25 protein-coding genes and 2 tRNA genes are annotated in these 25,745 nt (G+C 59.1%); 12 read left to right on the plus strand and 15 right to left on the minus strand.

Going from position 1 to position 25,745, the window contains the following annotated elements:
* Positions 1-8 precede the first annotated feature (8 nt).
* Entirely contained in the window at positions 9-791 is a 783-nt protein-coding gene (locus tag KI614_RS07045) for a DUF1684 domain-containing protein (RefSeq protein ID WP_226408848.1), read from the plus strand.
* Positions 784-2,010, plus strand: a complete 1,227-nt coding sequence (locus KI614_RS07050; protein ID WP_226408849.1) for a threonine/serine exporter family protein — start codon at positions 784-786, stop codon at positions 2,008-2,010. Before KI614_RS07045 ends, KI614_RS07050 begins: the two co-directional genes overlap by 8 nt.
* Here the strand turns inward: KI614_RS07050 and KI614_RS07055 are convergent.
* The 4 genes from KI614_RS07055 to KI614_RS07070 all read right to left on the minus strand — a co-directional run bounded on the left by KI614_RS07055 (position 2,007) and on the right by KI614_RS07070 (position 8,212).
* The gene (locus KI614_RS07055; protein ID WP_226408851.1) at positions 2,007-5,090 is read right to left on the minus strand and encodes an efflux RND transporter permease subunit; all 3,084 of its coding nucleotides are present in this window, start codon (positions 5,088-5,090) and stop codon (positions 2,007-2,009) included. The two genes, KI614_RS07050 and KI614_RS07055, sit on opposite strands and share 4 nt — an antisense overlap.
* A 10-nt stretch (positions 5,091-5,100) precedes the next feature.
* Complete coding sequence (locus KI614_RS07060) at positions 5,101-6,297, minus strand: efflux RND transporter periplasmic adaptor subunit (RefSeq protein ID WP_226408853.1); 1,197 nt, start codon at positions 6,295-6,297, stop codon at positions 5,101-5,103.
* Positions 6,298-6,394: 97 nt separating this feature from the next.
* Positions 6,395-7,522: an aminotransferase class V-fold PLP-dependent enzyme gene (locus tag KI614_RS07065; protein ID WP_226408855.1), complete on the minus strand. Its 1,128-nt coding sequence runs from the start codon at positions 7,520-7,522 to the stop codon at positions 6,395-6,397.
* A 39-nt stretch (positions 7,523-7,561) separates the two neighbouring features.
* Positions 7,562-8,212 (minus strand): sigma-70 family RNA polymerase sigma factor, encoded by a 651-nt coding sequence (locus tag KI614_RS07070; protein ID WP_226408857.1) that lies wholly within the window; start codon positions 8,210-8,212, stop codon positions 7,562-7,564.
* 224 nt (positions 8,213-8,436) lie between these two features.
* Here KI614_RS07070 and KI614_RS07075 point away from each other — a divergent pair, with 224 nt between their 5' ends.
* The 3 genes from KI614_RS07075 (at position 8,437) to KI614_RS07085 (ending at position 10,781) form a co-directional block, all read left to right on the plus strand.
* On the plus strand, positions 8,437-8,670 hold the full coding sequence (locus KI614_RS07075) for a DUF3567 family protein (RefSeq protein WP_203466335.1): 234 nt from the start codon (positions 8,437-8,439) through the stop codon (positions 8,668-8,670).
* 49 nt (positions 8,671-8,719) lie between these two features.
* Positions 8,720-8,929, plus strand: a complete 210-nt coding sequence (locus KI614_RS07080; protein ID WP_203466336.1) for a DUF3460 family protein — start codon at positions 8,720-8,722, stop codon at positions 8,927-8,929.
* Between the two features lie 88 nt (positions 8,930-9,017).
* Positions 9,018-10,781: a tetratricopeptide repeat protein gene (locus KI614_RS07085; RefSeq protein ID WP_226408859.1), complete on the plus strand. Its 1,764-nt coding sequence runs from the start codon at positions 9,018-9,020 to the stop codon at positions 10,779-10,781.
* A gap of 62 nt (positions 10,782-10,843) precedes the next feature.
* Here KI614_RS07085 and KI614_RS07090 read toward each other — a convergent pair whose 3' ends face one another.
* Both KI614_RS07090 and KI614_RS07095 read right to left on the minus strand, forming a co-directional pair.
* On the minus strand, positions 10,844-13,537 hold the full coding sequence (locus KI614_RS07090) for a bifunctional acetate--CoA ligase family protein/GNAT family N-acetyltransferase (protein ID WP_226408861.1): 2,694 nt from the start codon (positions 13,535-13,537) through the stop codon (positions 10,844-10,846).
* A 90-nt stretch (positions 13,538-13,627) separates the two neighbouring features.
* Positions 13,628-14,035 carry an OsmC family protein gene (locus KI614_RS07095; RefSeq protein WP_226408863.1) on the minus strand — a complete coding sequence of 136 codons (408 nt, stop codon included), beginning with the start codon at positions 14,033-14,035 and terminating at the stop codon, positions 13,628-13,630.
* 10 nt (positions 14,036-14,045) lie between these two features.
* On the opposite strand from KI614_RS07095, the gene KI614_RS07100 reads away from it, so the two are divergent.
* The gene (locus KI614_RS07100; protein ID WP_319002846.1) at positions 14,046-14,573 is read left to right on the plus strand and encodes a class I SAM-dependent methyltransferase; all 528 of its coding nucleotides are present in this window, start codon (positions 14,046-14,048) and stop codon (positions 14,571-14,573) included.
* On the opposite strand, the gene mnmH is transcribed toward KI614_RS07100, so the two are convergent.
* Complete coding sequence (mnmH, locus tag KI614_RS07105) at positions 14,546-15,607, minus strand: tRNA 2-selenouridine(34) synthase MnmH (RefSeq protein ID WP_226408865.1); 1,062 nt, start codon at positions 15,605-15,607, stop codon at positions 14,546-14,548. The two genes, KI614_RS07100 and mnmH, sit on opposite strands and share 28 nt — an antisense overlap.
* A gap of 4 nt (positions 15,608-15,611) precedes the next feature.
* Entirely contained in the window at positions 15,612-16,214 is a 603-nt protein-coding gene (locus KI614_RS07110) for an arylesterase (protein WP_226408867.1), read from the minus strand.
* Here KI614_RS07110 and KI614_RS07115 point away from each other — a divergent pair.
* A complete protein-coding gene (locus KI614_RS07115; RefSeq protein ID WP_226408869.1) occupies positions 16,213-16,887 on the plus strand; it encodes an ABC transporter ATP-binding protein in 675 nt (224 codons plus the stop codon). The two genes, KI614_RS07110 and KI614_RS07115, sit on opposite strands and share 2 nt — an antisense overlap.
* Here the strand turns inward: KI614_RS07115 and KI614_RS07120 are convergent.
* Positions 16,876-17,448, minus strand: coding sequence for a DUF2242 domain-containing protein (locus KI614_RS07120; protein ID WP_226408871.1), 573 nt, complete (start codon positions 17,446-17,448; stop codon positions 16,876-16,878). The two genes, KI614_RS07115 and KI614_RS07120, sit on opposite strands and share 12 nt — an antisense overlap.
* Positions 17,449-17,503: 55 nt before the next feature.
* Positions 17,504-17,716 carry a hypothetical protein gene (locus KI614_RS07125; protein WP_226408873.1) on the minus strand — a complete coding sequence of 71 codons (213 nt, stop codon included), beginning with the start codon at positions 17,714-17,716 and terminating at the stop codon, positions 17,504-17,506.
* 165 nt (positions 17,717-17,881) lie between these two features.
* Between KI614_RS07125 and KI614_RS07130 the strand changes: the two genes are divergently transcribed.
* Entirely contained in the window at positions 17,882-18,046 is a 165-nt protein-coding gene (locus KI614_RS07130; RefSeq protein ID WP_226408875.1) for a hypothetical protein, read from the plus strand.
* Between the two features lie 36 nt (positions 18,047-18,082).
* Here KI614_RS07130 and hpnE read toward each other — a convergent pair whose 3' ends face one another.
* The 3 genes from hpnE to hpnC are packed head-to-tail and all read right to left on the minus strand — an operon-like array spanning position 18,083 to position 20,958.
* The gene (gene hpnE, locus KI614_RS07135; RefSeq protein WP_226408877.1) at positions 18,083-19,303 is read right to left on the minus strand and encodes a hydroxysqualene dehydroxylase HpnE; all 1,221 of its coding nucleotides are present in this window, start codon (positions 19,301-19,303) and stop codon (positions 18,083-18,085) included.
* Between the two features lie 7 nt (positions 19,304-19,310).
* Positions 19,311-20,144, minus strand: a complete 834-nt coding sequence (gene hpnD / locus KI614_RS07140; RefSeq protein ID WP_226408880.1) for a presqualene diphosphate synthase HpnD — start codon at positions 20,142-20,144, stop codon at positions 19,311-19,313.
* A gap of 4 nt (positions 20,145-20,148) precedes the next feature.
* Positions 20,149-20,958 (minus strand): squalene synthase HpnC, encoded by an 810-nt coding sequence (gene hpnC, locus KI614_RS07145; protein WP_226408882.1) that lies wholly within the window; start codon positions 20,956-20,958, stop codon positions 20,149-20,151.
* 53 nt (positions 20,959-21,011) lie between these two features.
* Here hpnC and KI614_RS07150 point away from each other — a divergent pair.
* A tRNA-Leu gene (locus KI614_RS07150) sits at positions 21,012-21,096 on the plus strand.
* A gap of 91 nt (positions 21,097-21,187) precedes the next feature.
* Entirely contained in the window at positions 21,188-22,114 is a 927-nt protein-coding gene (locus tag KI614_RS07155; protein WP_226408884.1) for a bestrophin family protein, read from the plus strand.
* Between the two features lie 15 nt (positions 22,115-22,129).
* Here the strand turns inward: KI614_RS07155 and KI614_RS07160 are convergent, their stop codons facing one another.
* Both KI614_RS07160 and KI614_RS07165 read right to left on the minus strand, forming a co-directional pair.
* Positions 22,130-23,128 carry a DHHA1 domain-containing protein gene (locus KI614_RS07160; RefSeq protein WP_226408886.1) on the minus strand — a complete coding sequence of 333 codons (999 nt, stop codon included), beginning with the start codon at positions 23,126-23,128 and terminating at the stop codon, positions 22,130-22,132.
* Positions 23,129-23,130: 2 nt separating this feature from the next.
* Positions 23,131-23,334, minus strand: a complete 204-nt coding sequence (locus KI614_RS07165) for a SlyX family protein (protein ID WP_203466414.1) — start codon at positions 23,332-23,334, stop codon at positions 23,131-23,133.
* A gap of 268 nt (positions 23,335-23,602) precedes the next feature.
* Here KI614_RS07165 and KI614_RS07170 point away from each other — a divergent pair.
* Both KI614_RS07170 and thrS read left to right on the plus strand, forming a co-directional pair.
* Positions 23,603-23,679: transfer RNA gene (locus tag KI614_RS07170), tRNA-Val, on the plus strand.
* A gap of 136 nt (positions 23,680-23,815) precedes the next feature.
* Positions 23,816-25,732 (plus strand): threonine--tRNA ligase, encoded by a 1,917-nt coding sequence (gene thrS, locus KI614_RS07175; protein ID WP_226408888.1) that lies wholly within the window; start codon positions 23,816-23,818, stop codon positions 25,730-25,732.
* The last annotated feature ends 13 nt before the right edge of the window (positions 25,733-25,745 follow it).

The following is a 25,745-nucleotide window of genomic DNA, read 5'->3' on the forward strand; positions in this document are numbered from 1 at the left end:
AGAACTGAATGTTGAATGACCTTAAAGCCTGGCAAGCGCAGCGCCACGCTGAATTGAGTGCGCCGGACAGCTGGCTGGGGATGATCGGCCTGTTCTGGCTGAGTCCGGGCGTCAATCAAGTCGGTTGCCACGAGAGTGCGGTGATCCAGCTGCCCGATGGCCCGGAGAAGCTCGGCGATGTCATCTGGCAAGGCGATACATTGCTTTGGCAGCCGGTGGTTGGCGCGGCGCAGTCTTTGCAGACCGATTTGGCGGGGCCGCCGACCGTGATCGATCATCAAAATCTGTCTTTTTTTGTGGTCGACCGCGACGGCCAACTGGCCGTTCGTCTACGCGACCGTGCCTGGGCGGCAAGCCGTCCATTTGGCGGTCTGGCTTATTTCGACGATGACCCGGCATGGTGCATCACGGCGGACTGGCTTGAACTATCTCCGCCACTCGATATGGCTGTGCCGAATGTCAGCGGAGATCTCAAGCCGGTCACGGTGACGCACAAGGCCGTATTCCTCGTTGATGGTCAGCCGGTCGAACTATTGCCGATGTCGGTTGGCGAGCAGGAGGTTTTCTTCGTTTTTCGTGACCGGACGAGCGGCAAGTCGAGCTACGGCGCCGGTCGCTTCCTGAAAATGAAGCCTGCGGTCGACGGGAAAATCTGCCTCGATTTCAACTACGCCTATAACCCACCGTGCGCCTTTACGGCATTTGCCACATGTCCCTTGCCGCCGGCCGAGAATTGGCTGGGCTTCCCGGTGGCCGCCGGAGAACAGAAGCCGGTGGATCGGCATGACTGACAATCTCGATCGGCTGGTCCGCTTTCTCCGTCCTTTGGCTGAGGCGATGCATCTCAGCGGCATGCCGGCGCACGATCTGGAGCGCAAGCTGAATGCCATCGGGCAGCGTCTTGGTGTGCAGATCGAGAGTTTCGCCGTGTTGACGATGCTCACCCTGAATATTGTCAATCCTGCCGGCGAGCGGCATACCGAGATGATTCGCTTGCCCGGCTACGACTACAACATGGCCCGGCTGATCGCGCTCGAAGCCTTGATTGACGATCTTTCCAGCCTTGATGCGCTGGATGATTATGCGACCCGGCTTAATGCCATCATGGCCGCACCTCCCTTGTGGCGTGGCTGGCCGTTTGTCGTTTTCGGCTTTTTGCTCTCTGCTTCGGTCGCTGTGCTGTTGCGCGGCGGCTGGGTCGAGGTGGTCTGCGGTGGCCTGGTCGGCATGATTTTCGTGGCCGCCTACCAGTCGCTGGCCCGGACGCCGCGCCTCGGGCCTGCCGCGCCGGTGATTCTCTGCCTGCTCGCCGCTTTCTGCGCCCAGGTCTTGAGCCTGGTTTTTCCCGGTCAGGCAACGTTCATAACGGCGGTTGCTGGCGTCGTTCTGTTGCTGCCCGGATTTACGCTGACCATCGCGCTCTCCGAACTGGCGACGCAGAACTTGCTGGCCGGCACCGGCCGCTTGGTCGGTGCCTTCGTGCTGCTCTTCATGATGGGCGCAGGCTTGGCGATTGGTACGCAAATCGGCCAGCAGTTGCTGCCACTGGTGCCGGCCGGCAGCCCACTGCCACTGCCGGCCTGGGTGATCTGGCCGGCCATTGCCGCGCTTGGCGTGTCATTGCTCGGGGTGCTCCAGGCGCCGTTCCGCGCCGTGCATGTCTCGGTTGCCGCCTGCTTGCTGGCCTGGGCTGTCTATAGCCTGGTCAGCAGTCTGCTGGGCAACGTGGTCGGTGCATTTGTCAGCGCGCTGAGTGTCGCGCTGGCCGGCCATTTGTATCACTATTTCTCGGGGCAGCCGGGGATTCTTGTTCAGATTCCCGGCTTGATTACGCTGGTGCCCGGCAGCATGGGCTTTCGCGGCATCAACGCCCTGATGGGCCATGACAGCGCCAGCGGCATTGGCTTGATTACCGAAATGCTGCTGACCGGCGCTGTTCTGGCTGTCGGCTTGCTGCTCGCCGACAACGTGGCGCCATTGTTGTTCGGGGCGCGCGAAAGGAAAAGCTAGGCTGCTTGGCCGGCCAGGCTGTCTTTCGCGGTAAACCGGTCGAGATAGAGGTAAACCACCGGCGTCAGATAGAGCGTCAGCAGTTGCGACAACATCAGTCCGCCGACCACGGCCAGACCGAGCGGCTGACGGACTTCGGCGCCGGCGCCGATGCCGAGGGCAATTGGCAAGGTGCCGACCAGTGCTGCCATGGTGGTCATCATGATCGGCCGGAAACGGACGATGCTGGCCTGGAAGATGGCTTCGGCCGGGGCGACGCCTTCCTTGCGCTGCTTTTCGAGCGCGAAGTCGATCATCATGATGGCGTTTTTCTTGACGATGCCGATCAGCATGATGACCCCGACGAAGGCGTAGAGGCTGAGATCGACCTTGAAGATGAGCAGCGTGATCAGCGCGCCGAGGCCGGCCGACGGCAGGCCGGAGAGAATGGTCAGCGGGTGGATGAAGCTCTCGTAGAGAATGCCGAGCACCAGATAGACGACCAGCACGGCGACGAGCAGCAGCATGCCGAGGCCCTGCAGCGATGACTGGAAGGCTTGCGCCGTGCCCTGCAGGCTGGTGCTGAGCGACACCGGGACGCGAATTTCCTGTTCCATTGCCTTGATCTTGTCGACCGCGTCGCCGAGCGAAACGCCGGGCATCAGGTTGAACGAGATCGTCACCGAGGGCAACTGGCCCTGGTGATTGACTGTCAGTGCCTGGGTTTTCTTGTTAAAGCGGGCTACGGTGTCGAGCGGAATCAGCTTGCCGCCGCTACCGCGCACATAGAGTCGCGACAGGGCTTCAGGATCGGCCTGGAATTCCGGTGCCACTTCGAGAATTACCTGGTATTGCGCGGTGCTGCCGTAGATCGTCGATACCTGGCGGGCGCTGAAGGCACTCTGCAGCGCATCCTCGACCTGGCCGAAGGTCAGGCCGAGCGAGGCCAGCTTGTCGCGGTCGATATCCAGCCCGACGACCGGGCTCATGTTGTTGAGATTGTTGGTGACATCGACGAAGCCCGGCATCTGGCGAATCTTCTGGGTCAATGTCGCGGTCCACTGGTACAACTCGTCAAGATCGGTGTCCTGCAAGGTGTACTGATACTGCGCCGCGGTAATCTGCCCGCCAATGCGGATGACCGGCGGATTCTGCATGTACACCTTGATGCCCGGTACGGCGGCCAGTTTGGGGCGCAGGCGCTGGATGATCTGGTCCGGCGTCGAGTTCCGTTCATGGCGCGGCTTGAGAATCATGAACACAGTGCCGGTGTTGGCGGTCGGGCGGATGCCGCCGGCCCCGACGGCCGACATGAAGGAGGCAATGTCCGGCTCCTGGGCGACGATTTCGGCCACCGCACGCTGATGTTCGACCATCGACTTGAACGAGGCGTCCTGCGCGCCTTCGGTGAAGGCGATGATCTGGCCGGAATCGCCGCTCGGCAGGAAATCCTTGGGAACCAGCGTGAACAGGTAGGCGGTCAGCGCCAGCGTGGCGAAAAAGCTGGCCAGGACGGTGCGTGGATGACGCATCGCCAGTCCGAGCGTTTTTTCGTAAGCGCCGAGCAGGGCGTCGAAGAAGCGCTCGAACATCAGGAAAACCTTGCCGTGCGAATCCGGCTCGGCATGCTTGACGTAACGGCTGCACAACATGGGTGTCAGGGTCAGCGAGACAAATCCGGAAACCAGAATGGCGACGCAGATGGTCACGGCGAATTCATGTAGCAGACGGCCGACGATGCCCTGCATGAAGAGTACCGGAATGAACACGGCAATCAGCGAAATGGTCATCGAGATGATCGTGAAGCCGATTTCCTTGGCCCCCTTGATCGCCGCTTCGAACGGCGTTTCGCCGGCTTCGACGTGACGCACGATATTTTCCAGCATGACGATGGCGTCATCGACGACGAAGCCGACCGACAGGGTCAGGGCGAGCAGCGAAAGATTGTCCAGGCTGTAGCCGAGCGCCGACATCGCAGCAAAGGTGCCGACCACCGAAATCGGCAGGGCCAGGCTGGGGATCACGGTGGCCGAGAGGTTACGCAGGAAAAGCAGGATGACCATGATGACCAGGAAGCCGGAAAGAACGAGCGTGAATTGCACGTCTTCGATCGAGTCGCGGATCGAATGGCTGCGGTCGAACAGCACTTTCATGTCCACTGCCGCCGGCAGCTTGGCCTGGAAGGAGGGCAGGATGCGCTTGATGGCATCGACCGTTTCAATCGTGTTGGCACCCGGCTGGCGCTGGATGGCCAGCACGATGGCGCGCTTGTCGATGTGCCAGCTGGCGATTTTGGCGTTTTCCACGGCGTCGACCGCGCTGGCCACGTCCTCAAGGCGAACCGGGGCGCCATTGCGCCAGGTGACGATCAGCGGGCGATAGGCGGCGGCGGAAGAGAGCTGGCCGTTGTCTTTCAGGGCGAAGGTCTGGCGCTGGCCATCGAGCTGGCCGACCGGCTGGTTGACGTTGTTCTGGGCAATGGCCTGCTGGAGCTCATCAATCCCGACGCCGCGTGCAGCGAGCTGGTCGGGGTTGGCCTGAATGCGGACGGCAAATTTTTGCGAGCCGTAGATCTGCACTTGCGCAACGCCAGGGACGGTGGACAAACGTTGGGCCAATTGTGTTTCGGCGTATTCGTGCACCAGCGAAAGCGGCAGGGTCGGCGACGACATCGCGATGTAGAAAATCGGCGAATCGGCCGGATTGACCTTGCGGAAGGAGGGCGGCGTCGGCATGTTCGGCGGCAGCTTGCGCAGCGCGGCGGAAATGGCCGATTGCACATCCTGGGCGGCGGCATCGATGTTGCGGTCGAGCGAAAACTGCAGCGTGATCGTCGCCGAGCCCTGGGCGCTGGTCGAGGTCATCGAATCGAGGCCGGCAATCGTCGAGAACTGGCCTTCAAGCGGCGTCGCGACTGCGGCAGCCATGGTTTCCGGTGAGGCACCGGGCAGGCTGGCGCTGACCGAGATGGTCGGGAAGTCGACGGCCGGCAATTCCGAGACCGGCAGCGAGCGGTAGCCGATCAGGCCGAAAATGAGCAGGGCGACCATCATCAGCGTGGTCATTACCGGCCGGCGGATGCAGAGTTCAGGCAAATTCATCGGGCAACCTTCAGCGTGCGCTCGGTGCCGGGCTGGCGGCGGATGTCGGTGCTGCTGCCGGCGTGGCCGGGCTGGCTGCTTCAGCCGCTTTGCCTTGCCTCGGTTTGACGGTTGCGCCGGGCGTCAGGCGGAGCTGGCCATCGGTGACCACGCTGTCGCCGGCGGCAAGTCCCTGGGTGATGGCCGACATGCCCTGATAGGTCGAGATGACCTCGATTTTTCGTACCTCGGCCGTATTGTCCGGTTTGACGACGTAGAGAAAATTGCCGTCGGCGCCTTGCTGAATGGCTTCGTTCGGGATCAATACTGCGTCGGCCAGCTTGTCGAGTGTCATGCCGACATTGAGGAACTGGCCCGGCGTCAGTTTGCCGTCCTTGTTGTCCAGGATGGCTTTCATCAAAATCGTGCCATTGGCGGCGTCGACCGCGTTATCGATGAATTTGGCGGTGCCTTCCAGCTTTTGTTCCTTGTTGCCGGGCAGGTTGACCTGCACCTTCATCGGCCCCTGACTCATTGCCTGGCGCAGTTTGGGCAGCAGCTTTTCGGGAACCGAAAAAGTGACATAGAGCGGATTGACCCGATTGACGACTGCCAGCGCCGTGTCGTTGGTCTTGACCGATGAGCCGGGGAATACGAGGCGGGCACCGATGACGCCGGAGAAGGGGGCGCGGATGGTCGCGTACGAGAGTTGCAGGCGGGCCAGTTCGAGCGCTGCCTTGTCGGCCTGCACGGTGGCTGCCGCCGCCGCCTCACTGGTGCGAATTTCGTTGACCTTTTCATCGGAGACGAATCCCTTGGCTTTGAGGGCCTGGTAGCGTTCGACATCGGCATGGGCTTTGCTCAACTGGGCCTGATCCTTGGCCAGCAGGGCTTCGACTTGCATCGCCTTGGCATTGAAATCGGCCGGGTCGAGCCGGATCAGGACATCGCCCTGCTTGACTTGCTGGCCTTCGGTATAGGCCACGGAGAGTACCTGACCATCGATTCGTGATTTGAGCGTAACGCCTTCGTAGGCTTCGGCGCGACCCATTGTGCCGAACAGGATCGGCATGTCGCCGGTCTGTGCGGTTGCAACGGCGACGGGGACTGGGACGGCAACTTTGGGCTGGGGGGTCGAGTTGGCCTTGGAGGTATTCGCGTACCAATATCCGCCGCCAGCCAGCGCTGCAATTGCCGTTGCCAATACCAGTCTGCTTGAATTTTTCATGTCGGTGCGTTGCGTAAAGAATGTTTTACCGTGTTGCCGATCCGGTTGAAAACGGGGTGAATTTGCGGGTCGACCGCAGTATTCACCCCGTGCGCCTTCAGCCCAGTTGCTTGAGTGCCTGGGCCAGCGAAGCGACCGTGCGTTCCGGGTTGTGCAGTTTGTCCAGCCCGAACAGGCCGATCCGGAAAGTCCGGAAATCGGCGGGTTCATCGCATTGCAGCGGTACGCCGGCGGCCGTCTGCAGGCCGATGTTGAGGAATTTCTTGCACGACTGGATATCGGCGTCGCTGGTGTAGCTGACGACGACACCCGGCGCCTGGAAACCGGCCGCCGCCACGCTGGGGAAGCCGCGGCTTTCGAGCAGGGCGCGGACCTGGCGGCCGAGTTCGTGTTGTTCGGCACAAACCTTGTCAAAGCCATAGGCTTCGGTTTCGAGCATCACGTCGCGCATCGTGGCCAGCGCATCGGTCGGCATCGTGGCGTGGTAGGCGTGGCCGCCGTTCTCAAAGGCTTCCATGATCTGCAGCCATTTTTTCAGGTCGCAGGCAAAGCTGCTGCTCGTCGTTGTTTCGATCCTGGCGCGGGCGCGTTCGCCGAGCATGACCAGCGCGCAGCAGGGGGAGCCGCTCCAGCCTTTTTGCGGCGCACTGATCAGCACATCGACCCCGTTGGCCTGCATGTCGACCCAGACCGTGCCGGAGGCGATGCAATCGAGCACAAAAAGCCCGTCGACCGCGCGAACGGCCTCGCTGACGGCTTGCAGGTAGCTGTCGGGCAGGATCATGCCGGAAGCCGTTTCGACGTGTGGGGCAAAGACCACGGCCGGCTTCTCCCGGAGGATGGTCGCGACGACTTCGTCGACCGGCGCAGGGGCGAACGGTGCCTGACTGCTGCTGCCGGTCTGGCGGGCCTTGAACACGATGCTTTCGGCCGGAATCCGGCCCATGTCGAAAATCTGCGTCCAGCGGAAGCTGAACCAGCCGTTGCGGATGACCATGACTTTCTGGTCGGTGGCGAACTGGCGGGCAACCGCTTCCATGCCGAAGGTGCCGCTACCTGGCACGACGATGGCCGCCTGGGCGCTGTAAACCTTTTTCAAGATCCGTGAAATGTCTTTCATGACGCCCTGGAAACGCTGCGACATGTGGTTGAGTGCGCGGTCGGTATAGACCACCGAGTACTCAAGCAAGCCTTGGGGATCGGGTTGGGGTAGAAGTGACGGCATGGTTTGTCTCCGCTGTGGGCTGTTTTGATATGAAAAAAGTCAGGCAATGGCCTTGATAATTTCCTGGCGAACCTGGTGCAGTATTTGCGAAACGCGCCCACTCGACAACTCGAAGCGGTGTGCGACTTCGCTGTGTTTTTCGCCATGCAGTTCGCAGGCAATGAAAATGGTTCGATCGCGGACTGGTGTCTGTTGCAGTTGATCGACGGCGCGGCGCAACAACTGGTTGGCTTCGGCACGTTGTTCAGGCCCGGGCTGCGGGTCGGCCACGCTGAATTCATCGGGTGATTCATCACCAATATTCATTGCCGGGCGCCAGGCCATATTGAGCATTTCATCGGCTCTGGCCTGTTCTTCAGGCGAAACTTCGCGTCCCTCGGCAACCGCCTGACGCGTCTGCTTGGCCTTGTCGTATTCGTGGCGCGACATGCCACCCACGGCGCGGTAGCCGTCAATGATCGCCCCGCGAATGTTGATCCCGGCGAATTTGGCGAACTGGGCTTCGCCGGCATCGAGACGGTTCGAACGAATCGCCCGCAGCAAGCCGATCATGCCATCCTGGATGACGTCGCTTTGATCGAGAAAGGCCGGCTTCATCTGATTGAGTGCCGATGCGACGCGCTTGACCAGCGGCATGTATTTTTCGAGCAGCACGCGTTCATCCATCGTGTCCGGCGGACGATGGCTCAAGTCATCAGGTGAGTTGGAACTCGGCTTGGTCAAAGCAGTGCGCTGTCAGGTGTTTTCAGTCAAGGAAGCATTATGCGTGAAAAGTTCAAAATTGCTGTCGTGCCGCCGCCTTTCGCTGCATTCCGACGGGGTGGGAAAAATATTTTTCCTGATCATTGTCGCTACAGAATTCGTGGCGGGTGACGTAGATACACTCAGGCAAGTCGCCATCATGGAGGTGTGTGATGAACGTCATTTACAGCAGTGCCCACTTCTGGATTCTGGCCTACCCGGCGCAACAGGGTTTTGAACTATTCGACAAGGAAGCGTTGCGAACCCTGTACTTGCAGGGACCATTGGCCTGGCACTTCAGGCATGCGATGGAAGAAATCCCTGAAGCATCGCGTGATGAAGAAACCATCGATGCCTTTCTCGATCATTACTGCACCGGCATGGCACGCCCCATCGTCTTCCACTGACGTGCTAGAATCGCGGAATTGTCTCGATCAGCTTGAGGAAAGCAGCCAAATGGGTGACGTAAATACGAGCTACGTGTCTGATCACACGAAGTGGATGAACGAACAACTGGAAAAGAATCCGGCCTGGGTTGAAGATCAAAAGGCTGGGCGCGCCCTGTGGTGGGACAAAAAACAGGATGTCGATACCTCGACGCGCAATGCCGCTTCCAAGGTGCCGCAGAAGTCTTACCCGTACGATGTGAATTTTTTCGGCGAATAAAAACCGCCCACGAAATTCCAGGACAGAAAGCCAGTCGATTGACTGGCTTTTTTGTTGTCGAAAATATTCCGGATACCCAGGGAAAAAATTGGCAGATAAAAACTCGCTGTTCAACGAGGCGCAGGCACTTGCCGCCGCCGGACGCTGGCTCGACGCGGTTGAATTATGGCAACGGGTCATCGCCCTTGGCAGCCGTGATCCGCAGGCTTACCGCAATCTCGGTTTGTCGCTGGCCCAGGCCGGTCAGTGGTCGCAGGCGATCGAAGCTTACGCGACGGCTCATGAATACGGTCTTGCGGCCGATGAGTTGTATGTTGGTCTGGGTCTGGTTTTTTCGCTGCGCAATCAATTCGATATTGCCCAGGAAAATCTTGAAACCGCGCTGCGCTGCAATCCGGAGAATCTCGCTGCCTGGAGTAATCTGATCGTTGCCTATGCCCGTCAAGGGCAATGGCAGAAAAGCCAGGCCGCAGCCAATCATCTGCTCGGTCTGCAGCCGGATAGTCCGGCCGCATTGAGTGCGCTGGCATCCGCTCATGGCTTGAATGGCGAGGCGGATAGTGCCATTCGGCTTTTCAGGCAGGTGCTGGCCGGTTCGCCGCATCGGGTCGACGATGCGTCCAACCTGCTCTGGGCCATGTTGCATTCTGACCGCGTCAGTGCGCAGGATATTCTGGCCGAGGCGCGTGCCTTCGAGGCTCGACTTCCACCGGCAGAGGCACTGCCGCCGCCCCTTGCGGCTCGATCAAATAAATTGCGCATTGGTTGGGTGAGCGCCGATTTGCGCCGACATCCGGTGGGTCTCTTCGTGATTCCGATGCTGGCATGCTTCGATGCCAATCGCTGCGAGCACTTCGTCTATGACAACGCGACATTGCCGGATGCCTTCTCCGAACAGGCAAAAACACAGGTTCGGGCCTGGCATGCGATAGCCGCTTTGGGTGACGATGCGGTCGCTGCACTGATCCGCCAGGATGGCATCGATGTTCTGATCGATCTTTCCGGTCATACCGCCGGCAACCGCTTGCCTCTTTTTGCCCGCAAGCCGGCGCCGGTCCAGATCAGCTGGCTGGGCTCGACAGGAACGACGGGTATCCGGGCGATGGATTACATCCTGGTCCCTTCCGACCCCGTGCTGTTGCGTGGCGAATGGTGCAGCGAACAAGCCGTGGCGGTCGATTTGCCGGGTTGCCACTGCGTACGCCAAGCCAGCCAGATTTTTGCGGGTGATAGTACGCAGCACCCTTTTGAGCGGAACGGTAGGATCAGCTTCGGCTGCCTGAATAATTTCCGCAAGGTTAGTCCTGGCTGCGTCGCGGCCTGGTCGCGGATTCTGCATCGTGTGCCTGATTCGCGTCTGTTTCTTGCGGTCAACAGTCAGGATGAGCGTTATTTCGACATCGTGAACCAGCGTTTTGCCGAGCACGGCATCGCGCGCGAACGTTTGCACATACTGGCCAATATTTCATCCGAGGAATATCACGCCCGTTTCCGCGATATCGATATCGCGCTGGACCCCTTTCCCTGCAATGGGGGAACCACCACTTTCGATACGCTTTTTGCCGGGGTGCCACTGATTTGCCTGGCTGGTGACGCGCTGCATTCACGGATGAGCGCGACTATCGTCAGCCCGCTGGGTCTTGATGAGTTGGTTGCTGATTCGATTGACGACTATGTCGACAAGGCGGTTCGTCTGGCGGAGTCGACGCCGGCACTGAAGGGGATGCGACAGTCCTTGCCGGCACGAGTCCGGCAAAGTCCACTGACCGATCTGCCCGGTTTTGCCCGGGCCCTGGAAAATCTGCTGCATCAACTGCACGCGGCCGGCCACCGCCAGGATGCTGCTGTCTGAGCCTTGAAAATGAAAAAGCCCGATGAGCTTCATCGGGCTTTGGGAGCTTCCGGCCTTCCTGTTTAGCCGGTCAGCGGCTTGACGACGCGCTTGACGGCAGTGTCGTCCGGGTGCGGATGGATGGTGAAGCCAAGGCTGGTCATCAGGCGGAACATCTTGCTGTTGGTCGACAATACATCGCCGACCACGGCACGATAACCCTTCATCCGGGCACATTCGATCAGCGCCGTCATCAGCTTGCGGCCAACGCCGCACTTCTGCCAGCCATCGCCGACGGCCAGTGCGAATTCGACCGATTCGCCATCCGGATTGACGACGTAGCGGGCGACGCCCATTTGCTGTTCCTTGCCATCTTCGTCGGGCAGCGTGGCGACCAGCGCCATTTCACGGTCATAGTCGATCTGCGTGAAGCGCACCAGCATCGTCTGGGTCAATTCGCGCAGAGTGTCCATGAAGCGGTAGTAACGCGATTCGTCGGACATGTTCTTGACGAATTCCTGCTCCATGTCGGCATCTTCCGGGCGGATCGGGCGGATGGTGACGACCTTGCCGTCATTCATCTGCCATTCCTGGATCAGATGCACCGGGTAGGGATAGATCGACATGTGAGCGTAGCGGTCGCCACTGGCGCCGGCGGCATGGTCGATGACGATACGGGCATCGGCAGCGATGGCGCCGTTTTCATCGACGATCAGCGGGTTCAGGTCGAGCTCCATGATCCATGGCAGTTCGCAGACCATTTCCGAGATGCAAAGCAGGACTTCCTTGATCGCTTCGCGGTCGACCGGCGGCATGTTGTGGAATTGGTCGAGGATTTTCGAGGCGCGGGTCGAATCGATCAGATCCTTGGCCAGGAATTTGTTCAGCGGCGGCAGGGCAACCGAGCGGTCGCTGAAAATCTCGACGTCGAAACCACCGGCACCGAAGGTGATGACCGGCCCGAAGATCGGGTCGCGGAAAACGCCGATCATCAGTTCGCGGCCATTCGGGCGGGACAGGAAGGGCTCGATCGAAACACCGTTGATCTTGGCATTCGGATGACGCTTGCTGACCGTATCGATGATGTCGTGATAGGCGTTGCGTACAGCCGGTGCATTGACGATGTTGAGACGCACGCCGCCGGCATCCGACTTGTGCGGCAGGTCCGGCGAATCAACCTTCATGGCAATCGGGAAACCGATCTGCTCGGCAAGCAGCAGGGCTTCCGTCGCGGTACGGGCGACCATGGTCTGGGCAACCGGCACCTTGAAGGCGCGCAGGATGGCCTTGGATTCCATTTCGGAAAGGACCTTGCGGCGCTCGGCGAGCAGCGCCTCGATCAGCATCTTGGCGCCTTCAGCTTCCGGACGGCCATGCTGGCGGGTTGGCTCCGGAGTCTGCAGCAGCAGCTTCTGGTTGCGGTAATACTTGGAGATGTGGTGGAACAGTTCGATCGCGGTTTCCGGCATGCGGAAGGCCGGAATGCCGGCATCTTCGAGCAGCTTGCGAGCCGAAGCGACTTGCTCTTCGCCCATCCAGCAGCAGATCAGCGAACGATTCAGCTTGTCGGCGACTTCGATGATCGCCTTGGCGACTTCCATCGGTTCGGTCATGGCCTGCGGCGAGAGCATGACCAGCGTGCTGTCGACGCCAGGGTCCTGGGTGACGGCGAGAATGGTTTCGCGATAACGCTCCGGTGTTGCATCACCGGCGATATCGATCGGATTGCTGTGCGACCAGGTGTTGGGCAGGACCTTGTTCAGCGCAGCCATGGTCTCGTTCGACAACTGGGCCAGCGGAATGCCAAGGTCGCCGGCGCGGTCGGCAGCCATCGCGCCAGGTCCGCCGCCGTTGGTGATGATCGCCAGGCGATTGCCCTGCGGACGGAATTTCGAGGCCAGTGCCTTGGCAGCGTAGAACAGCTGGCCGACGTTCTGGACGCGGACCACGCCGGCACGGCGCACAGCGGCATCGAACACGGTATCGGAGACGGCGGCCATGCCGGAGTGGGTGGCCGTAGCCATCGCACCGGCTTCGTGGCGGCCGGCCTTGAGCAGGATGATCGGCTTGATGCGCGCGGCCGAGCGCAGGGCGCTCATGAAGCGGCGGGCGTTACGGATACCTTCGACGTACATCAGGATGTAGTGCGTGCGGCTGTCGTAGATCAGGTAATCGAGAATTTCGCCGAAATCGACGTCGGCCGTCATGCCGAGCGAAATCACCGAGGAGAAACCAACCTGGTTGGCCTTGGCCCAGTCGAGTACGGCGGAGCACATGGCGCCGGACTGCGAGACGAGGGCGAGGTTGCCCGGGTTGGCGGTAATCTTGGTGAAGGTGGCGTTGAGGCCGAGTTCCGGGCGAATGATGCCGAGGCAGTTCGGGCCCAGGATGCGAACATTGTAGGAACGGGCAATTTCCAGCACCTTGCGTTCCAGCGCCGCCCCGATGTGGCCGGCTTCGGAGAAGCCCGAGGCAATCACGATGGCGTTGCGCACGCCGCTACGGCCGCATTGTTCGATGATCTGCGGTACGGTCTGCGGGCGGGTGGCGATGATCGCCATTTCAACGCGGGCACCGATTTCCTCGATCGACTTGTAGGCCGGCTGGCCCTGAATCGTTTCGTGCTTCGGATTGATCGCGTAGAGGCGGCCTTTGTAACCCGAGCCGAGAATGTTTTTGAAAATGACGTTGCCAACCGAGTTTTCACGATCGGATGCGCCAATCACGGCGACCGATTTCGGTTCGAAAAGAGCAGTCAGATAGTGCTGTTCCAGCATGGTGAGCCCCTTGTTTAGGCTGTTATTGTGCAGTGCACAATCCTAGCACAAATTGATGTTTGAATCCATGTCTCGCGTAGGGATAAAGGACTATTCGGCCAGTTTGCAAGGGAGCACGATCGAGCCGGAAAGTGCCCGGTGAACCGGACATTTGCCGGCAATCTCAAGCAAGCGTTGACGCTGCTCCTGGCTCAGTGGGCCATCGAGCTTGATTGTCCGGTTGATTTGATCGCGCTTGCTGCCGTCGATCTCGATTTTTTCATGGCTCAGTTCGACATGGATGCCGGTGAGCGGCAAATCCTTGCGCTCGGCGTACATGCGCAGGGTCATCGAGGTGCATGCGCCAAGACCGGACATCAGGAAATCGAACGGAGCCGGGCCTGCATCGGCGCCGCCCATGTCGGTCGGTTCGTCGGCAATCAGGCGGTGCTGGCCGGCACGCACTTCCTGCTGGTATCTTCCCAATCCATTTTCCGCTACGACGACCAAACCTGACATGACAGCCTCCGTGAATGAAATCCCCGAAATGATACGCCCCTCGCCGTGGGTTGAGCGCTTTGCCAGCTATATTCCGGTGAATGGCCGGGTGCTCGATCTGGCTTGTGGCAGCGGGCGACACACCCGTTTTCTGGCGGCACGCGGGTATTCCGTTCTGGCTGTCGATCGCGATGCCGGTGCGCTGGCTGTTTTGCGTGATGTACCGGGCGTTGCCGTGCAGGAAATGGATCTTGAAGGTGAGGCCTGGCCGTTGGAAGGCCTGCGATTTGACGGAATCGTGGTGACGAATTACCTGTGGCGCGCCCGTTTGAGTGATGTCATGGCGCTGCTCGCACCGGGTGGCATTCTGATTTACGACACTTTCATGCTGGGCAACGAGGCTTATGGCAAACCATCGAATCCGGATTTCTTGCTTCAGCCGGGCGAATTGCGCCAACGAGTTGCCGCCGCCGGTTTGCGCGAATTGGCCTTTGCCGAAGGGTTGACCGCAGCGCCCAAACCGGCAATGCGTCAGTCGGTTTGTGCCGTCTGCGACTGAGCGATTTGTTCTGCCAGAGATTGAATGCCGGCTGGCGAAAGGTCATCCGACGCAAAAATAGTCGGTTTGTCGAGGCCGCCGAAGTTGTGGTTTTGCGAGCGGCGGTAAAGTGGGTCGTAATGCTGTTCAAGCAATTGCTCGACCAACGGCTGCCAATCGCCGGCGCGCACCAGATCATGCCAGCGGGCGAGTGTCTCCCGGCTTTGCAGGCCCTGGAGCACGTCGAGTCGCTGGATGAGTAAGTCAGGCAGCGTCAGGAAATAATCGTAATCGACCATCAGGAAGCGAACGCGGGCGGCCAGGCTGGCTTCGATGCTCAGGCATTGGCCGCCGCGGATGCCATCGATCACGGCTTGCGGCAAATGCAGGTTGCCGATTTTCCGGCTTTCGGCTTCAACATAAACCGGCCGGGCCGGATCAAATTTTTGCAAGGCGAGGAGCAGGCTGGTTTCAAACCATTTCTGGCTGGGTTGTGGTTCACCGGGCAATACACCGAGTACCGAACCTTTGTGGCTGGCCAGGCCTTCCAGGTCGAGAATTTGCTCACCCAGATCGCCAATGGCTTGCAGGATGCGCGTCTTGGCACTGCCGGTCGGTCCGCAGATCACCTTGAAGCGGAAGGTTGCCGGCAGCTTTTCCAGTTCGGCGATAACGTGGCTGCGGTAGGTTTTGTAACCACCTTCCAGTTGGCAGGCTTTCCAGCCGATGGCTCGAAAGATGGTGGTCATCGAGCCGCTGCGATTGCCGCCGCGCCAGCAGCAGATCAGGGGTTTCCAGTCTTTGGGCTTGTCGAGGAAGCGTTCGCGCAGATGCCGTCCGATATTTTCGGCAACCAGTGCCGCACCGATTTTCTTGGCTTCGAAGGGGGACACCTGTTTGTAGAGTGTGCCGACCTGGATGCGCTGTTCGTTATCCAGAACCGGGCAGTTGATGGCTCCGGGAATGTGGTCTTCGGCAAATTCGGCAGGCGAGCGCACATCGATGATTTCGTCGAATGCGGCCATTTCGGCAAGCGTGGTGCGGACAATGTTCATCCAGCTATTTTAACAAGGGGCGCAAGGTCGGCCAGAGATGATTCAGCAGCAGGGGTTGTGCTTCGGCGGTCGGGTGCAGGTTGTCGGCCTGGAAAAGCGTGTTTTGTGCGGCGACTGGCTCAAGCAGGAAGGGCAGCAGGGCTGTTTTTCGGCTTTGCGCCAGTTGATCGAAACTGTGCTGGAACTGCTGGGCATAGATGCCGTAATTCGGAGGCAGGCGCATGCCGACCAGCAAAATACGCGCTCCGGCGCGGTGTGAGGCATCAACCATCTTGCCCAGGTTGTCTTGCATCTGGCTGAGCGGCAGACCGCGCAAACCATCATTGGCTCCCAGCGCAATGATCACCACGGCTGGTTTGTGCTGCTGGAGCGCGGGTGTGAGGCGGGAAAGTCCGCCGGCGGAGGTTTCACCGGAAATCGACAGATTGACGACGCTATAATCGGAGCCTTGCTCGGTCAGGCGTCTGGCCAGCAGGGAAGGCCAGGCTTGTTCCGGTCGAATGCCGTAGCCAGCCGACAGCGAGTCGCCCATGACGAGAATATTTTTGGCGGCCATGGCCGGCAGGGCGGAGAACAGCAGGACGAACAGGAAAAGGGCAAGCCGCATGGAAAAGGAACCAGTCGTTGAAGTCGTTGGGCTGGGCAAGACCGTCGATAACGGCGGTACGCCGCTGACCATTTTGCAGGATATTTCCTTTTCGGTCATGCCGGGCGAAACGGTGGCCATTGTTGGGGCTTCGGGGTCAGGCAAGTCGACTTTGCTGGGTTTGCTGGCCGGCCTGGACGTGCCGTCAGCGGGCGAGATTCGTCTCGATGGCCTGTCACTGGCGGCGCTTGATGAAGATGCCCGGGCAGTTCAGCGCGGCAAGTTGCTCGGTTTTGTTTTTCAGTCATTCCAGTTGTTGCCGGCTCTCAATGCGCTGGAAAATGTGATGTTGCCGCTCGAATTGGCCGGTTTGAAGACGTCGACCGCGACAGCGCGCGAATGGCTGGAAAAGGTGGGGCTGGTGCATCGCCTGAAGCATTACCCGAAACACTTGTCAGGCGGTGAGCAGCAGCGTGTCGCGCTGGCCCGTGCTTTTGCCCCTTCGCCGAGGCTGGTGCTGGCCGATGAACCGACCGGCAATCTCGATGCGGCAACGGGGCAGCAAATCATCGACCTGATGTTCGAACTGAACGCCCGGCAGGGCACGACCCTGATTCTGGTTACCCATGATGAGGCGATCGCCGCTCGCTGCACGCGGACGCTGCGGATTCAGGGTGGCGGTCTACTTCTCTGATTTTTCAGTGGCGGGCGGTTCGGTGACGTCGTCGAGCGACTCGATCAGGACAAACAGACGCTGGTAGAACGCCGGGTCCGTCACGGTTTCTTCGCCAACTTTGACCAGCGTGCCCTTGTCTGTCGGCCAGGGCAGCGAAACCGAGCCGATGCCGGCTACGCTGAGGCCGGTGCTGGTGCCGCTCGATTTCAATTCATAACGCGTTTGCAGCGCATTGGCGTAGATGGTCGCCCCCTTGCGGCTGCCCAGGCAGACGAGGCTGATCTTCAGTTGCAGCTGCTGATCCGCTTGCGGCTGAAAGAACTTGGCGCCGCGTATCGTCTGCGCATTCATCGTTTCGACTTCATAGCCCTGGCTGAGCAAGGCACGTTTGCCCTGTTCGCAAACGATGGTGTAAGGCTGGTCGCTGTGAAACTGGAAGGGCGATTCGGCATCGAACGATTCGGTGCGGTAAGCCACCGGCGGCTTCGACGCGCAGGCGGCGATCAGCAGGGCGAGACCGGCCAGGCCAAGGCGCGCGATGGGCAGGAACTGTTTGGTGCGGCGAACTTCAATCTTCATGGGCGCGGATATTAACGCATTGGCAGTGCGTTCGTTGCTTGGCCGATCACCCGCTCTAGTCGAACAGGCTGGGCTGAAGCGGCGCCAGGTTTTCCTGTTTGACTGTCAGTCGCACCGCAACACCCTGACGTCCGATCGCTTCGACGACCATCCGGCCACCGCAGGCTTCGGCCACAACGCGGACATTGCGGATCGTCTTGCTGCTTCGTCCGGCATAGCAGGCAACCGTTCCGGCATCCGGCAACCAGTGGGTCTTTCCTTGATTCATGCGCGTTCTCCCATGGTTGATAACAGTGCCAAGGTTAACTCAGCGTCGTTAAATATCCGAATACTGTACATTTATACAGTATTCGGATATTCTGCTTCCAACAGCAGTTTGCGCTGTCGAAAAACGCAATCTTCACCATCCGATTCATGGCTAGGAGCAAGCAAAATGAAAACACTGCAAAAATGGTTTGATCAGATCGCCGGTGTGGCCGAAGGCGAGCAGGAGCGTCTGGCTCGTGCCCGGGAGATTTTTTCCGACGAAATGGCGGATGTGTCGAATCTTGAAATACCGGCTTGCTGGCGTCGCCGCAGCCGTATCGGTCAGCGCTGATCCGATTCTGGCGGCCAGCGCTTTTCAGGCTAGGCCCTACAGGCTCAATGCCTGGCGGGCAGCGCGCAAGCCGCTGCGCACTGCGCCTTCGAGGGTGGCCGGATATTCTGCCCAGGTGTAGTCGCCCGCCAGAAACAGCAAGGGATGCGAGCTTGCACAGGCCGGGCGCGTGATGCCCGGTCGGCATGAAAAAGTAGCGCGTTTTTCACGCACTACCCTGAACCAGCTGGCCGGCTCACCCAGCCCTAGTTCGGACTGCAATTGCGCAGCGAGCGTCGTGTCATCGAGTTGTGTCCAGTCGCCCTGGCCGCTTTGTACGCAGGCGAACAGGCCATTGCCGCGGTCCACGACCCATTGGCCGCATTTTCCATTCAAGCTTTGCAGGGGAAAGGGCAGTTTCGTTTCCGGCCGGAATTGCAGGTAGACCGTGGCAATCGGCTCGTAATCGTAGTGAGCATCGATCGCCGGCCAGAGGCGGGCAGCGTGTTGCGGTGCCGTGGCCAGGATGACGGCGGAAAAATGTTCACCATCAAGCGTGATGCCGCTGTTGTCGGCCAGGATCGATTCGACGCGACAACCGGTACGCAGGCTGGCTCCCCGACTGCGTAACCAGCATTCGGCCGGTTCGGGCAGGAGTTCGCCAAACGGTACGCGTGGCAGCAGCAAATCAGTATCGGCGCGGCGTGAACTGCCCAGGCTGTCGCGTAACACATTGGCAAAAAGCTGGGCTGAAGCGCGGTCGACCGTGGTATTCAGTGCGGCAAGACAGAGTGGCCCCCAAAGGTGCTGGCGCAGGGTGCCTGTTTGGCCGGCAGCATCAAGCCATTCGGCCACGGTCTGCTGCGCATCGACCTGAAAGCCTCTTTGCTTGACACCTTCCATCCACAGGGCGGTGTTTATTTTTTCGCGCAGGCCGACGCCTTTTGCGGTGAATAGTCCCCACGCCACGTTGAGCGGTGCAGGGAGTTTGGGCAATGCCATGCTGAAACCGCACTTGTCGGTGACTTGCAGTGGGCGACGGTCGAACAGCTGGTCGGGGTCGGCTCCGACCCGGCGCATCAGGGCCAGTGTTTCGCTGTAGGCGCCGAGCAGGATGTGCTGGCCGTTGTCCAGTGTCCGGCCATCCAGCTGGATCGATCTGGCCCGCCCGCCGAGTCTGCGGCCGGCTTCGAACAGCGTCGTATCGGCACCGCCGGCGGTCAGTTCAACGGCCGCAGCGAGGCCGGACCAGCCTCCACCGATAACGGCGATTTTCATCGGGCGATCAGGCAAACATCCAGGTCTTGCAGGCAATCCAGATTTTGCGAACCGGGGTCAGTGCGATGCGCTGGTGCAGTACCTGGAAATTCTCGGCCTTGATTTCGTCGAGCAGGGTGCGGTAGATGGCTGCCATGATCAGGCCGGGGCGCTGATTCTTGCGGTCGACGGCGGGTAACTGGGCAAATGCCTGGGCGTAGTATTTTTCGGCACGCTCGGTCTGGAACTTCATCAGCGCGACGAAGTTGTCCGAATACTTGCCGTTGAGAATGTCGGCGGCCGGCACGTTGAATTGCTTGAGTTCATCCATCGGGATATAGATGCGGCCGCGCCGGGCATCTTCGCCGATGTCGCGAATGATGTTGGTGAGCTGGAAAGCCATGCCCAGGTCGTGGGCGTATTTTTGCGTCTGGCGATCTTCGAAACCGAAAATTTCGGCCGCGAGCAGGCCAACCACGCTGGCGACCCGGTAGCAGTAGAGCGACAGGCCCTTGAAGTCGAGATAGCGCGACTGCTGCAGGTCCATTTCCATGCCGTCGATAATTTCGAGCAACTGCTCTTTCGGCAGGTGGAACTGCTTGCTGACTTCTTTCAGTGCCAGGCCAACCGGGTGTTGCGGCTGGCCGTCGGCGACGCGTTCGACTTCCTGGCGCCACCAGGCCAGCTTGGTCGAGGCCAGCGAGATGTCGTGACATTCATCGACCACATCGTCCACTTCGCGGCAGAAGGCGTAGAGCGCCATGATGGCACGGCGACGCTCGACCGGCAGGAAGAGGAAGCTGTAATAGAAGGAGGAGCCGCTGGCGGCACACTTTTCCTGGCAATACTGTTCTGGACTCATGGGGCTACATTCTAAAGGAACGGCCGGCAAGTACGACCCAGTCCCATTTGCCGAGCTTGGGCCGGCGGTTGAAAACATCGCCGCGCACCTGGCGCAGGCGTTCGAGAATACGCAGGCCGCCTTGAATCGTCAGGCGGATTTCCCAACCGAGCCGGCCAGACAGGGCATGAACCAGCGGCGCTCCGCGCAGCATCAGGGCCTGTGCCCGATCCATTTCAAAGTCCATCAACGCAGCCCAATTGGCCGACCAGCGGCTGGCGGCGATATCGGCTTCACTGACCTTGAAATGCGGAAAATCGGTTTGCGGAATGTAAACCCGGTCTTTTTTCCAGTCGACCGCGACATCCTGCCAGAAGTTGATCAGTTGCAAGGCGGTACAGATGCAGTCCGATTGCTCCAGATGTTCCGCTTCGGTCCGGCCAAAAAGATGCAGCACCAGGCGACCGACCGGATTGGCCGAGCGGCGGCAGTAGTCGTGCAGCTCCGGGTAGTCGGCGTAACGTTGCTTGACCACGTCCTGAGCGAAGGCGTCGAGCAGATCGCGAAATAGCTGAATCGGTAATCGATGGGCCTGAATGACGTCGGCCAGATCGGCAAACAAGGGCGTTTGCGGCGGGCTGCCCGCTTCGATCCGGTCCAGTTCGCTGTGGTAGGCCTTGAGATCGGCCAGGCGCTGCCCGGCGGTGGCGTCGCCTTCATCGGCGATGTCGTCGGCGCTGCGGGCGAAACGGTAAATCACCTCGATCGGTCGACGCAGTCGCGGCGGCACGAGCAGGGAGGCAACGGGGAAGTTTTCGTAATGATCGACGGGCATGGGGCCGCAAGTATAGGGTGGAAGCGGATTGAGTGGTAGAATCCGCGCCGCCTGCCCAAGTGGCGAAATTGGTAGACGCACCAGATTTAGGTTCTGGCGCCGAAAGGTGTGGGGGTTCGAGTCCCTTCTTGGGCACCAGTCGCATATTGCGATTGGCATGGTAATTTTCAGAGGCCGCTTCAATCCGGGGATTGGCGGCCTTTTTGATTCTGTTCAGAGCTTCTGCGCCATGATCATCCGTCCGCGTCACCATTGGTTCCGACTCCTTTTCGTCTGGCGGGGCTCGGTCCTGCCGGACATCATCGGGCGCCTGTTGCTGGTCCTGTTTGTTTCCATCCTTGCCGTACTCAGTCGTGAGTGGTGGATGGGGGCGCATGCCGATTCAGCCTTGAGCATTCCGCCGTTTACCTTGATGGGCGTGGCGCTGGCCATCTTCCTCGGTTTTCGCAACTCGGTCAGTTACGAACGTTTCTGGGAGGCGCGCAAGCAGTGGGGCGGTTTGCTGGTGGCTGCGCGCACTCTCGTTCGTCAAGTGGGGAGTATCACGGTCGACGGTCAAAAACCGGTATTTTTGCTGCCAGTTGTCCGCGCCGTTTCGGCCTTTGCCTTCGCACTGAAACACCAGTTGCGCCAAACCGATGCGAGCCATGATCTTGCCCTGCGGCTTGATGAACCTTTGCTTTCCCAAGTCAATCAGGCTGCTTTCAAGCCGCAAATCATTCTTCGTGCCTTGAGTGACTTGCTGGCCGATGCGGCCAGGCGAGGTGCGTTGACTGAAACGCAATGGCTGGCGATCGATAAAACCCTGACCGTTCTGGGTGACACATCCGGTGCTTGCGAGCGTATTGCCAGCACGCCGATTCCCTACACCTATCGTGTCTTGATGACGCGTACGGTGATGGTTTATTGCATGTTGCTGCCGATTGGCCTGGCAACCAGCATCGGTTGGCTGACACCATTGATCGCCACTTTTGTCGCTTACACCTTTCTTGCGCTGGAAATTATCGGCGAACAGATCGAGGAACCTTTTGGTACCGAGCCCAATGACCTGGCACTCGATGCCATGTGCCATACCATCGAGTTATCGGTCTGTGAAATGGTCGGTGCCGATGTGCTGGGAGAAGCGCCGCAGGCCAGAAACTTTATTCTGACCTGATGTCTCGGTCGGTCTTCAGGGCTGGCCGAGTATTTCCGTGACAAATTGCGCAAGCGGCAGGCGGAAACCTGCCGCATTCGGATGCCCTCCGCCGTTGTAACGACTGGCAATCCGGGCGACATCAAGGCTGCCTTTTGAACGCAGTGACACCTTGGCATCACCGTCGCCGGCCAGTTGCCAGATCAGTGCAAAACCGCCTGTTTTTTCCGCCAGCCGGTTGCCGAGTTCGGAAGCAAAAAGCCCGTTGGCGTTGATCGCCACGCCGCTCAACGCATGCCAGCTCTGATTTTCGCTATTGATGACCGGTTGACCGTGACGGACCGCCTGCAAGACATCGACAGGTTCGCCGCGCAGGCGGGCGGGCATGACCAGGTGACTGTTGGCCAGCAGATCGATTTCCTTGTTGAAAAAATGTTCGATGGCACGTCCTTCGAGCAACATTTCACCGTAGCGTGCGCTTTCTGTCGTCTCGATTTCGGCCAGCAAGGCAGACCAGTGCGCCAGATCGAAGGGCTGGAGGCGCAGGGCGTGGCAAAAGGCGCGTGTTCCGGGCCGGGCGAAGCGCCAGAGATCCTGGTCTTCTATATGCTGAAGTGCCAGCGGCAGCGGTTTGCCCGGATGGAAATATTCCCAGCCAAGGCGGGCGCCCGATTTGTTCAGGTCGAAAATCAGCATGAGCGGCAGTTTGTCGTGCTGGTAGCTTTCAAGTCCGTTTCCATCGCAAGTCAGGAGATCGGCCCACGGTTTTCTGGCGGTACCGTGATGATCGATCTGGGTTACCGAGGCAGCGATGGCGGCCATTGATTCGAGTATTTCCCGGGGAAATGAGAAATCGAGTATGAAAACCCGATGTCCGGCAATTTCGGCCATTTCCCAAGGTTGACCGTGGTGCATCGGTCGGAAGTGGCTTGACGGGTCAAGCTGGCATGCCGCCGCATAGGCGGCTCCAAAGCCATCAAGGCAGTCGGCGTGATAGATGACTGTGGTCGGGGCGCCGCGTTGTTCGTTCGCCATTATTAATAGTGCGGCGGAATTTCGTCGCGCAGGCTGTGCTGATGTTCGTTGGGCTGAGCTGTTTGAACCTGTTCGCGCAGCGCCCTGATCTGGGCGATCAGCAGATCGATCTGCTGTTGTTGCCGATAGACGGTACGGTTGAGTTCGTCGACCAGGTCTTCGGTGTAGCTGATCTTGATTTCGAGTTCGGTGATTCTGGATTCCACGGTTTTTTCCTGGCTGATAACTGTATTTTGACGTGAGGGGGCGAATATTACTGCCTTGGTCTCCACCTGTCCCGTTTGTTGATGCGTCAAATGCCAACTGTCTGGGTGACGTGAAAAAACTATTGTTTATCCGATAATTAGCGTTCGTCTGGCAGATTTTTTCTGTCCCTCTGACGTATTCAAATCCTCGTTGTGCCGCACTAAATCAGTGTCTTTGGTAAAAAAATGTTGACGTCCGGAAAATTAAGTCTATAATGGGCACCTCTTTAGGCGGTTAGCTCAGTTGGTTAGAGCGCCACGTTGACATCGTGGAGGTCGTTGGTTCGATTCCAATACCGCCTACCAAAATTCCTAACGGAGCAAATTTGATGTTTTTCCGAACTAGCCTGTTTGCTGTTCAGAATTAATAATCGAGTTTGCATTCGTTTGATCAAAAAAGTGCGGCTCATACCCGCACTTTTTTTTCGTCCAGAGTTCTGCCATGCCTAATATCAAACTGCCCGACGGTTCCATTCGTTCATTTGAGCAAGCGGTCACGATTGCCGAAGTCGCTGCCAGCATCGGTGCCGGTCTGGCCCGTGTTGCACTGGCGGGCAAGGTTGATGGCGTTCTGGTCGATACTTCTTTTCTGATCGAGCGCGATGTTGATCTGGCTATCGTCACCGATCGCGATGCCGAGGGGCTTGAGCTGATTCGTCACTCGACGGCGCACTTGCTGGCGTATGCCGTCAAGCAACTCTTTCCTGATGCCCAGGTAACGATTGGTCCGGTCATTGAGAACGGCTTCTACTACGACTTCGCCTACAAGCGCCCGTTCACGCCGGAAGATCTGGCCGCGATCGAAAAGCGCATGGCTGAACTCGCCAAGAAAGATATTCCGGTTAGCCGTGAAGTTTGGGCGCGCGACGATGCCGTCAAATTCTTTCTTGATCAGGGAGAGAAGTACAAGGCCGAGTTGATTGCCGCCATTCCGGCTGATCAACAGGTTTCGCTCTATCGCGAAGGTGATTTTGTTGACCTCTGTCGCGGTCCGCATGTGCCGACTACAGCCAAGCTCAAGGTTTTTAAGTTGATGAAGGTGGCGGGCGCCTACTGGCGCGGTGATCATCGCAACGAGCAATTGCAGCGCATTTATGGCACGGCCTGGGCCAAAAAGGAAGATCTCGAGGCTTATCTGCATATGCTGGAAGAGGCTGAGAAGCGCGACCATCGTCGTCTCGGTAAGCAGTTTGATCTCTTTCATATGCAGGACGAAGCGCCGGGCCTGGTTTTCTGGCATCCCAAGGGTTGGGCGGTTTGGCAGGAAATCGAGCAATACATGCGTGCCGTTTATCGCAACAACGGCTATCACGAAGTGCGTTGTCCGCAGATTCTCGACAAGACCTTGTGGGAAAAGTCGGGTCACTGGGAGCACTACAAGGACAACATGTTCACAACTTCGTCGGAAAATCGCGATTACGCGGTCAAGCCGATGAACTGTCCGGGGCATGTTCAGGTATTCAATGCCGATCTGCGTTCTTATCGCGAGTTGCCGCTGCGTTACGGTGAGTTTGGTTCGTGTCATCGTAACGAGCCGACCGGCGCGCTGCATGGTTTGATGCGCGTGCGCGGCTTTGTGCAGGATGATGGTCACATCTTCTGTACCGAAGATCAGATCGAGGCCGAAGTGACTGCCTTCAATGCGCTGGTCAAGAAGGTCTATGCCGATTTTGGTTTCAATGACGTTGCCGTCAAGCTGGCTTTGCGTCCCGAGAGTCGTGTTGGCTCCGACGAGGTGTGGGACAAGGCTGAAAATGCATTGCGCCAGGGCTTGCGTGCTTCCGCGCTCGAGTGGACCGAATTGCCAGGCGAGGGCGCTTTTTATGGTCCGAAGATCGAATTCCATATCAAGGATGCGATTGGTCGTTCCTGGCAGTGCGGCACCATGCAGGTTGACTTCTCCATGCCGGGTCGTCTCGGGGCGGAGTATGTTGCTGCCGACGATACGCGCAAAGTCCCGGTTATGTTGCACCGCGCAATCCTGGGTTCGCTGGAGCGCTTCATCGGTATTTTGATCGAGAACTTCTCGGGCGCGCTGCCGCTGTGGTTGGCGCCGACCCAGGCAGTTGTGCTGAATATTTCCGAAAAACAGGCTGATTACGCTGCGGAAATTGCACAAAAGCTGCACCAGGCGGGCTTCAGGGTTGAGTCGGATTTGCGTAACGAGAAGATTACCTATAAAATCCGCGAACATAGCTTGAACCGGCTGCCTTATCAGCTCGTTGTGGGCGATAAGGAAAAAGCGGACGGACTGGTAGCCGTGCGTACTCGCGGTGGTCAGGATCTCGGACAAATGTCTGTGGATGCCTTGATCAAGCGACTTCAGGAAGAAGTCGCTGCGCGGAGTGGCACGGCTTAATTTTTGTTGTTTT

Origin of the sequence: Dechloromonas denitrificans (assembly GCF_020510665.1) — a bacterium.
GTDB classification, from domain to species: domain Bacteria; phylum Pseudomonadota; class Gammaproteobacteria; order Burkholderiales; family Rhodocyclaceae; genus Azonexus; species Azonexus denitrificans_B.

What these genes read in the sequence shown, in the direction of transcription:
- KI614_RS07110 (WP_226408867.1), bottom strand. Translation starts at nt 16,214, where the DNA reads ATGCGGCTTGCCCTTTTCCTGTTCGTCCTGCTGTTCTCCGCCCTGCCG.
- KI614_RS07095 (WP_226408863.1), bottom strand. Translation starts at nt 14,035, where the DNA reads ATGTCAGGTTTGGTCGTCGTAGCGGAAAATGGATTGGGAAGATACCAG.
- mnmH (WP_226408865.1), bottom strand. Translation starts at nt 15,607, where the DNA reads ATGAACATTGTCCGCACCACGCTTGCCGAAATGGCCGCATTCGACGAA.
- KI614_RS07115 (WP_226408869.1), top strand. Translation starts at nt 16,213, where the DNA reads ATGGAAAAGGAACCAGTCGTTGAAGTCGTTGGGCTGGGCAAGACCGTC.
- thrS (WP_226408888.1), top strand. Translation starts at nt 23,816, where the DNA reads ATGCCTAATATCAAACTGCCCGACGGTTCCATTCGTTCATTTGAGCAA.
- hpnC (WP_226408882.1), bottom strand. Translation starts at nt 20,958, where the DNA reads ATGCCCGTCGATCATTACGAAAACTTCCCCGTTGCCTCCCTGCTCGTG.
- KI614_RS07055 (WP_226408851.1), bottom strand. Translation starts at nt 5,090, where the DNA reads ATGAATTTGCCTGAACTCTGCATCCGCCGGCCGGTAATGACCACGCTG.
- hpnE (WP_226408877.1), bottom strand. Translation starts at nt 19,303, where the DNA reads ATGAAAATCGCCGTTATCGGTGGAGGCTGGTCCGGCCTCGCTGCGGCC.
- KI614_RS07080 (WP_203466336.1), top strand. Translation starts at nt 8,720, where the DNA reads ATGGGTGACGTAAATACGAGCTACGTGTCTGATCACACGAAGTGGATG.
- KI614_RS07090 (WP_226408861.1), bottom strand. Translation starts at nt 13,537, where the DNA reads ATGCTGGAACAGCACTATCTGACTGCTCTTTTCGAACCGAAATCGGTC.
- KI614_RS07130 (WP_226408875.1), top strand. Translation starts at nt 17,882, where the DNA reads ATGAAAACACTGCAAAAATGGTTTGATCAGATCGCCGGTGTGGCCGAA.
- KI614_RS07155 (WP_226408884.1), top strand. Translation starts at nt 21,188, where the DNA reads ATGATCATCCGTCCGCGTCACCATTGGTTCCGACTCCTTTTCGTCTGG.
- KI614_RS07125 (WP_226408873.1), bottom strand. Translation starts at nt 17,716, where the DNA reads ATGAATCAAGGAAAGACCCACTGGTTGCCGGATGCCGGAACGGTTGCC.
- KI614_RS07160 (WP_226408886.1), bottom strand. Translation starts at nt 23,128, where the DNA reads ATGGCGAACGAACAACGCGGCGCCCCGACCACAGTCATCTATCACGCC.
- hpnD (WP_226408880.1), bottom strand. Translation starts at nt 20,144, where the DNA reads ATGAGTCCAGAACAGTATTGCCAGGAAAAGTGTGCCGCCAGCGGCTCC.
- KI614_RS07065 (WP_226408855.1), bottom strand. Translation starts at nt 7,522, where the DNA reads ATGCCGTCACTTCTACCCCAACCCGATCCCCAAGGCTTGCTTGAGTAC.
- KI614_RS07045 (WP_226408848.1), top strand. Translation starts at nt 9, where the DNA reads ATGTTGAATGACCTTAAAGCCTGGCAAGCGCAGCGCCACGCTGAATTG.
- KI614_RS07120 (WP_226408871.1), bottom strand. Translation starts at nt 17,448, where the DNA reads ATGAAGATTGAAGTTCGCCGCACCAAACAGTTCCTGCCCATCGCGCGC.
- KI614_RS07050 (WP_226408849.1), top strand. Translation starts at nt 784, where the DNA reads ATGACTGACAATCTCGATCGGCTGGTCCGCTTTCTCCGTCCTTTGGCT.
- KI614_RS07060 (WP_226408853.1), bottom strand. Translation starts at nt 6,297, where the DNA reads ATGAAAAATTCAAGCAGACTGGTATTGGCAACGGCAATTGCAGCGCTG.
- KI614_RS07075 (WP_203466335.1), top strand. Translation starts at nt 8,437, where the DNA reads ATGAACGTCATTTACAGCAGTGCCCACTTCTGGATTCTGGCCTACCCG.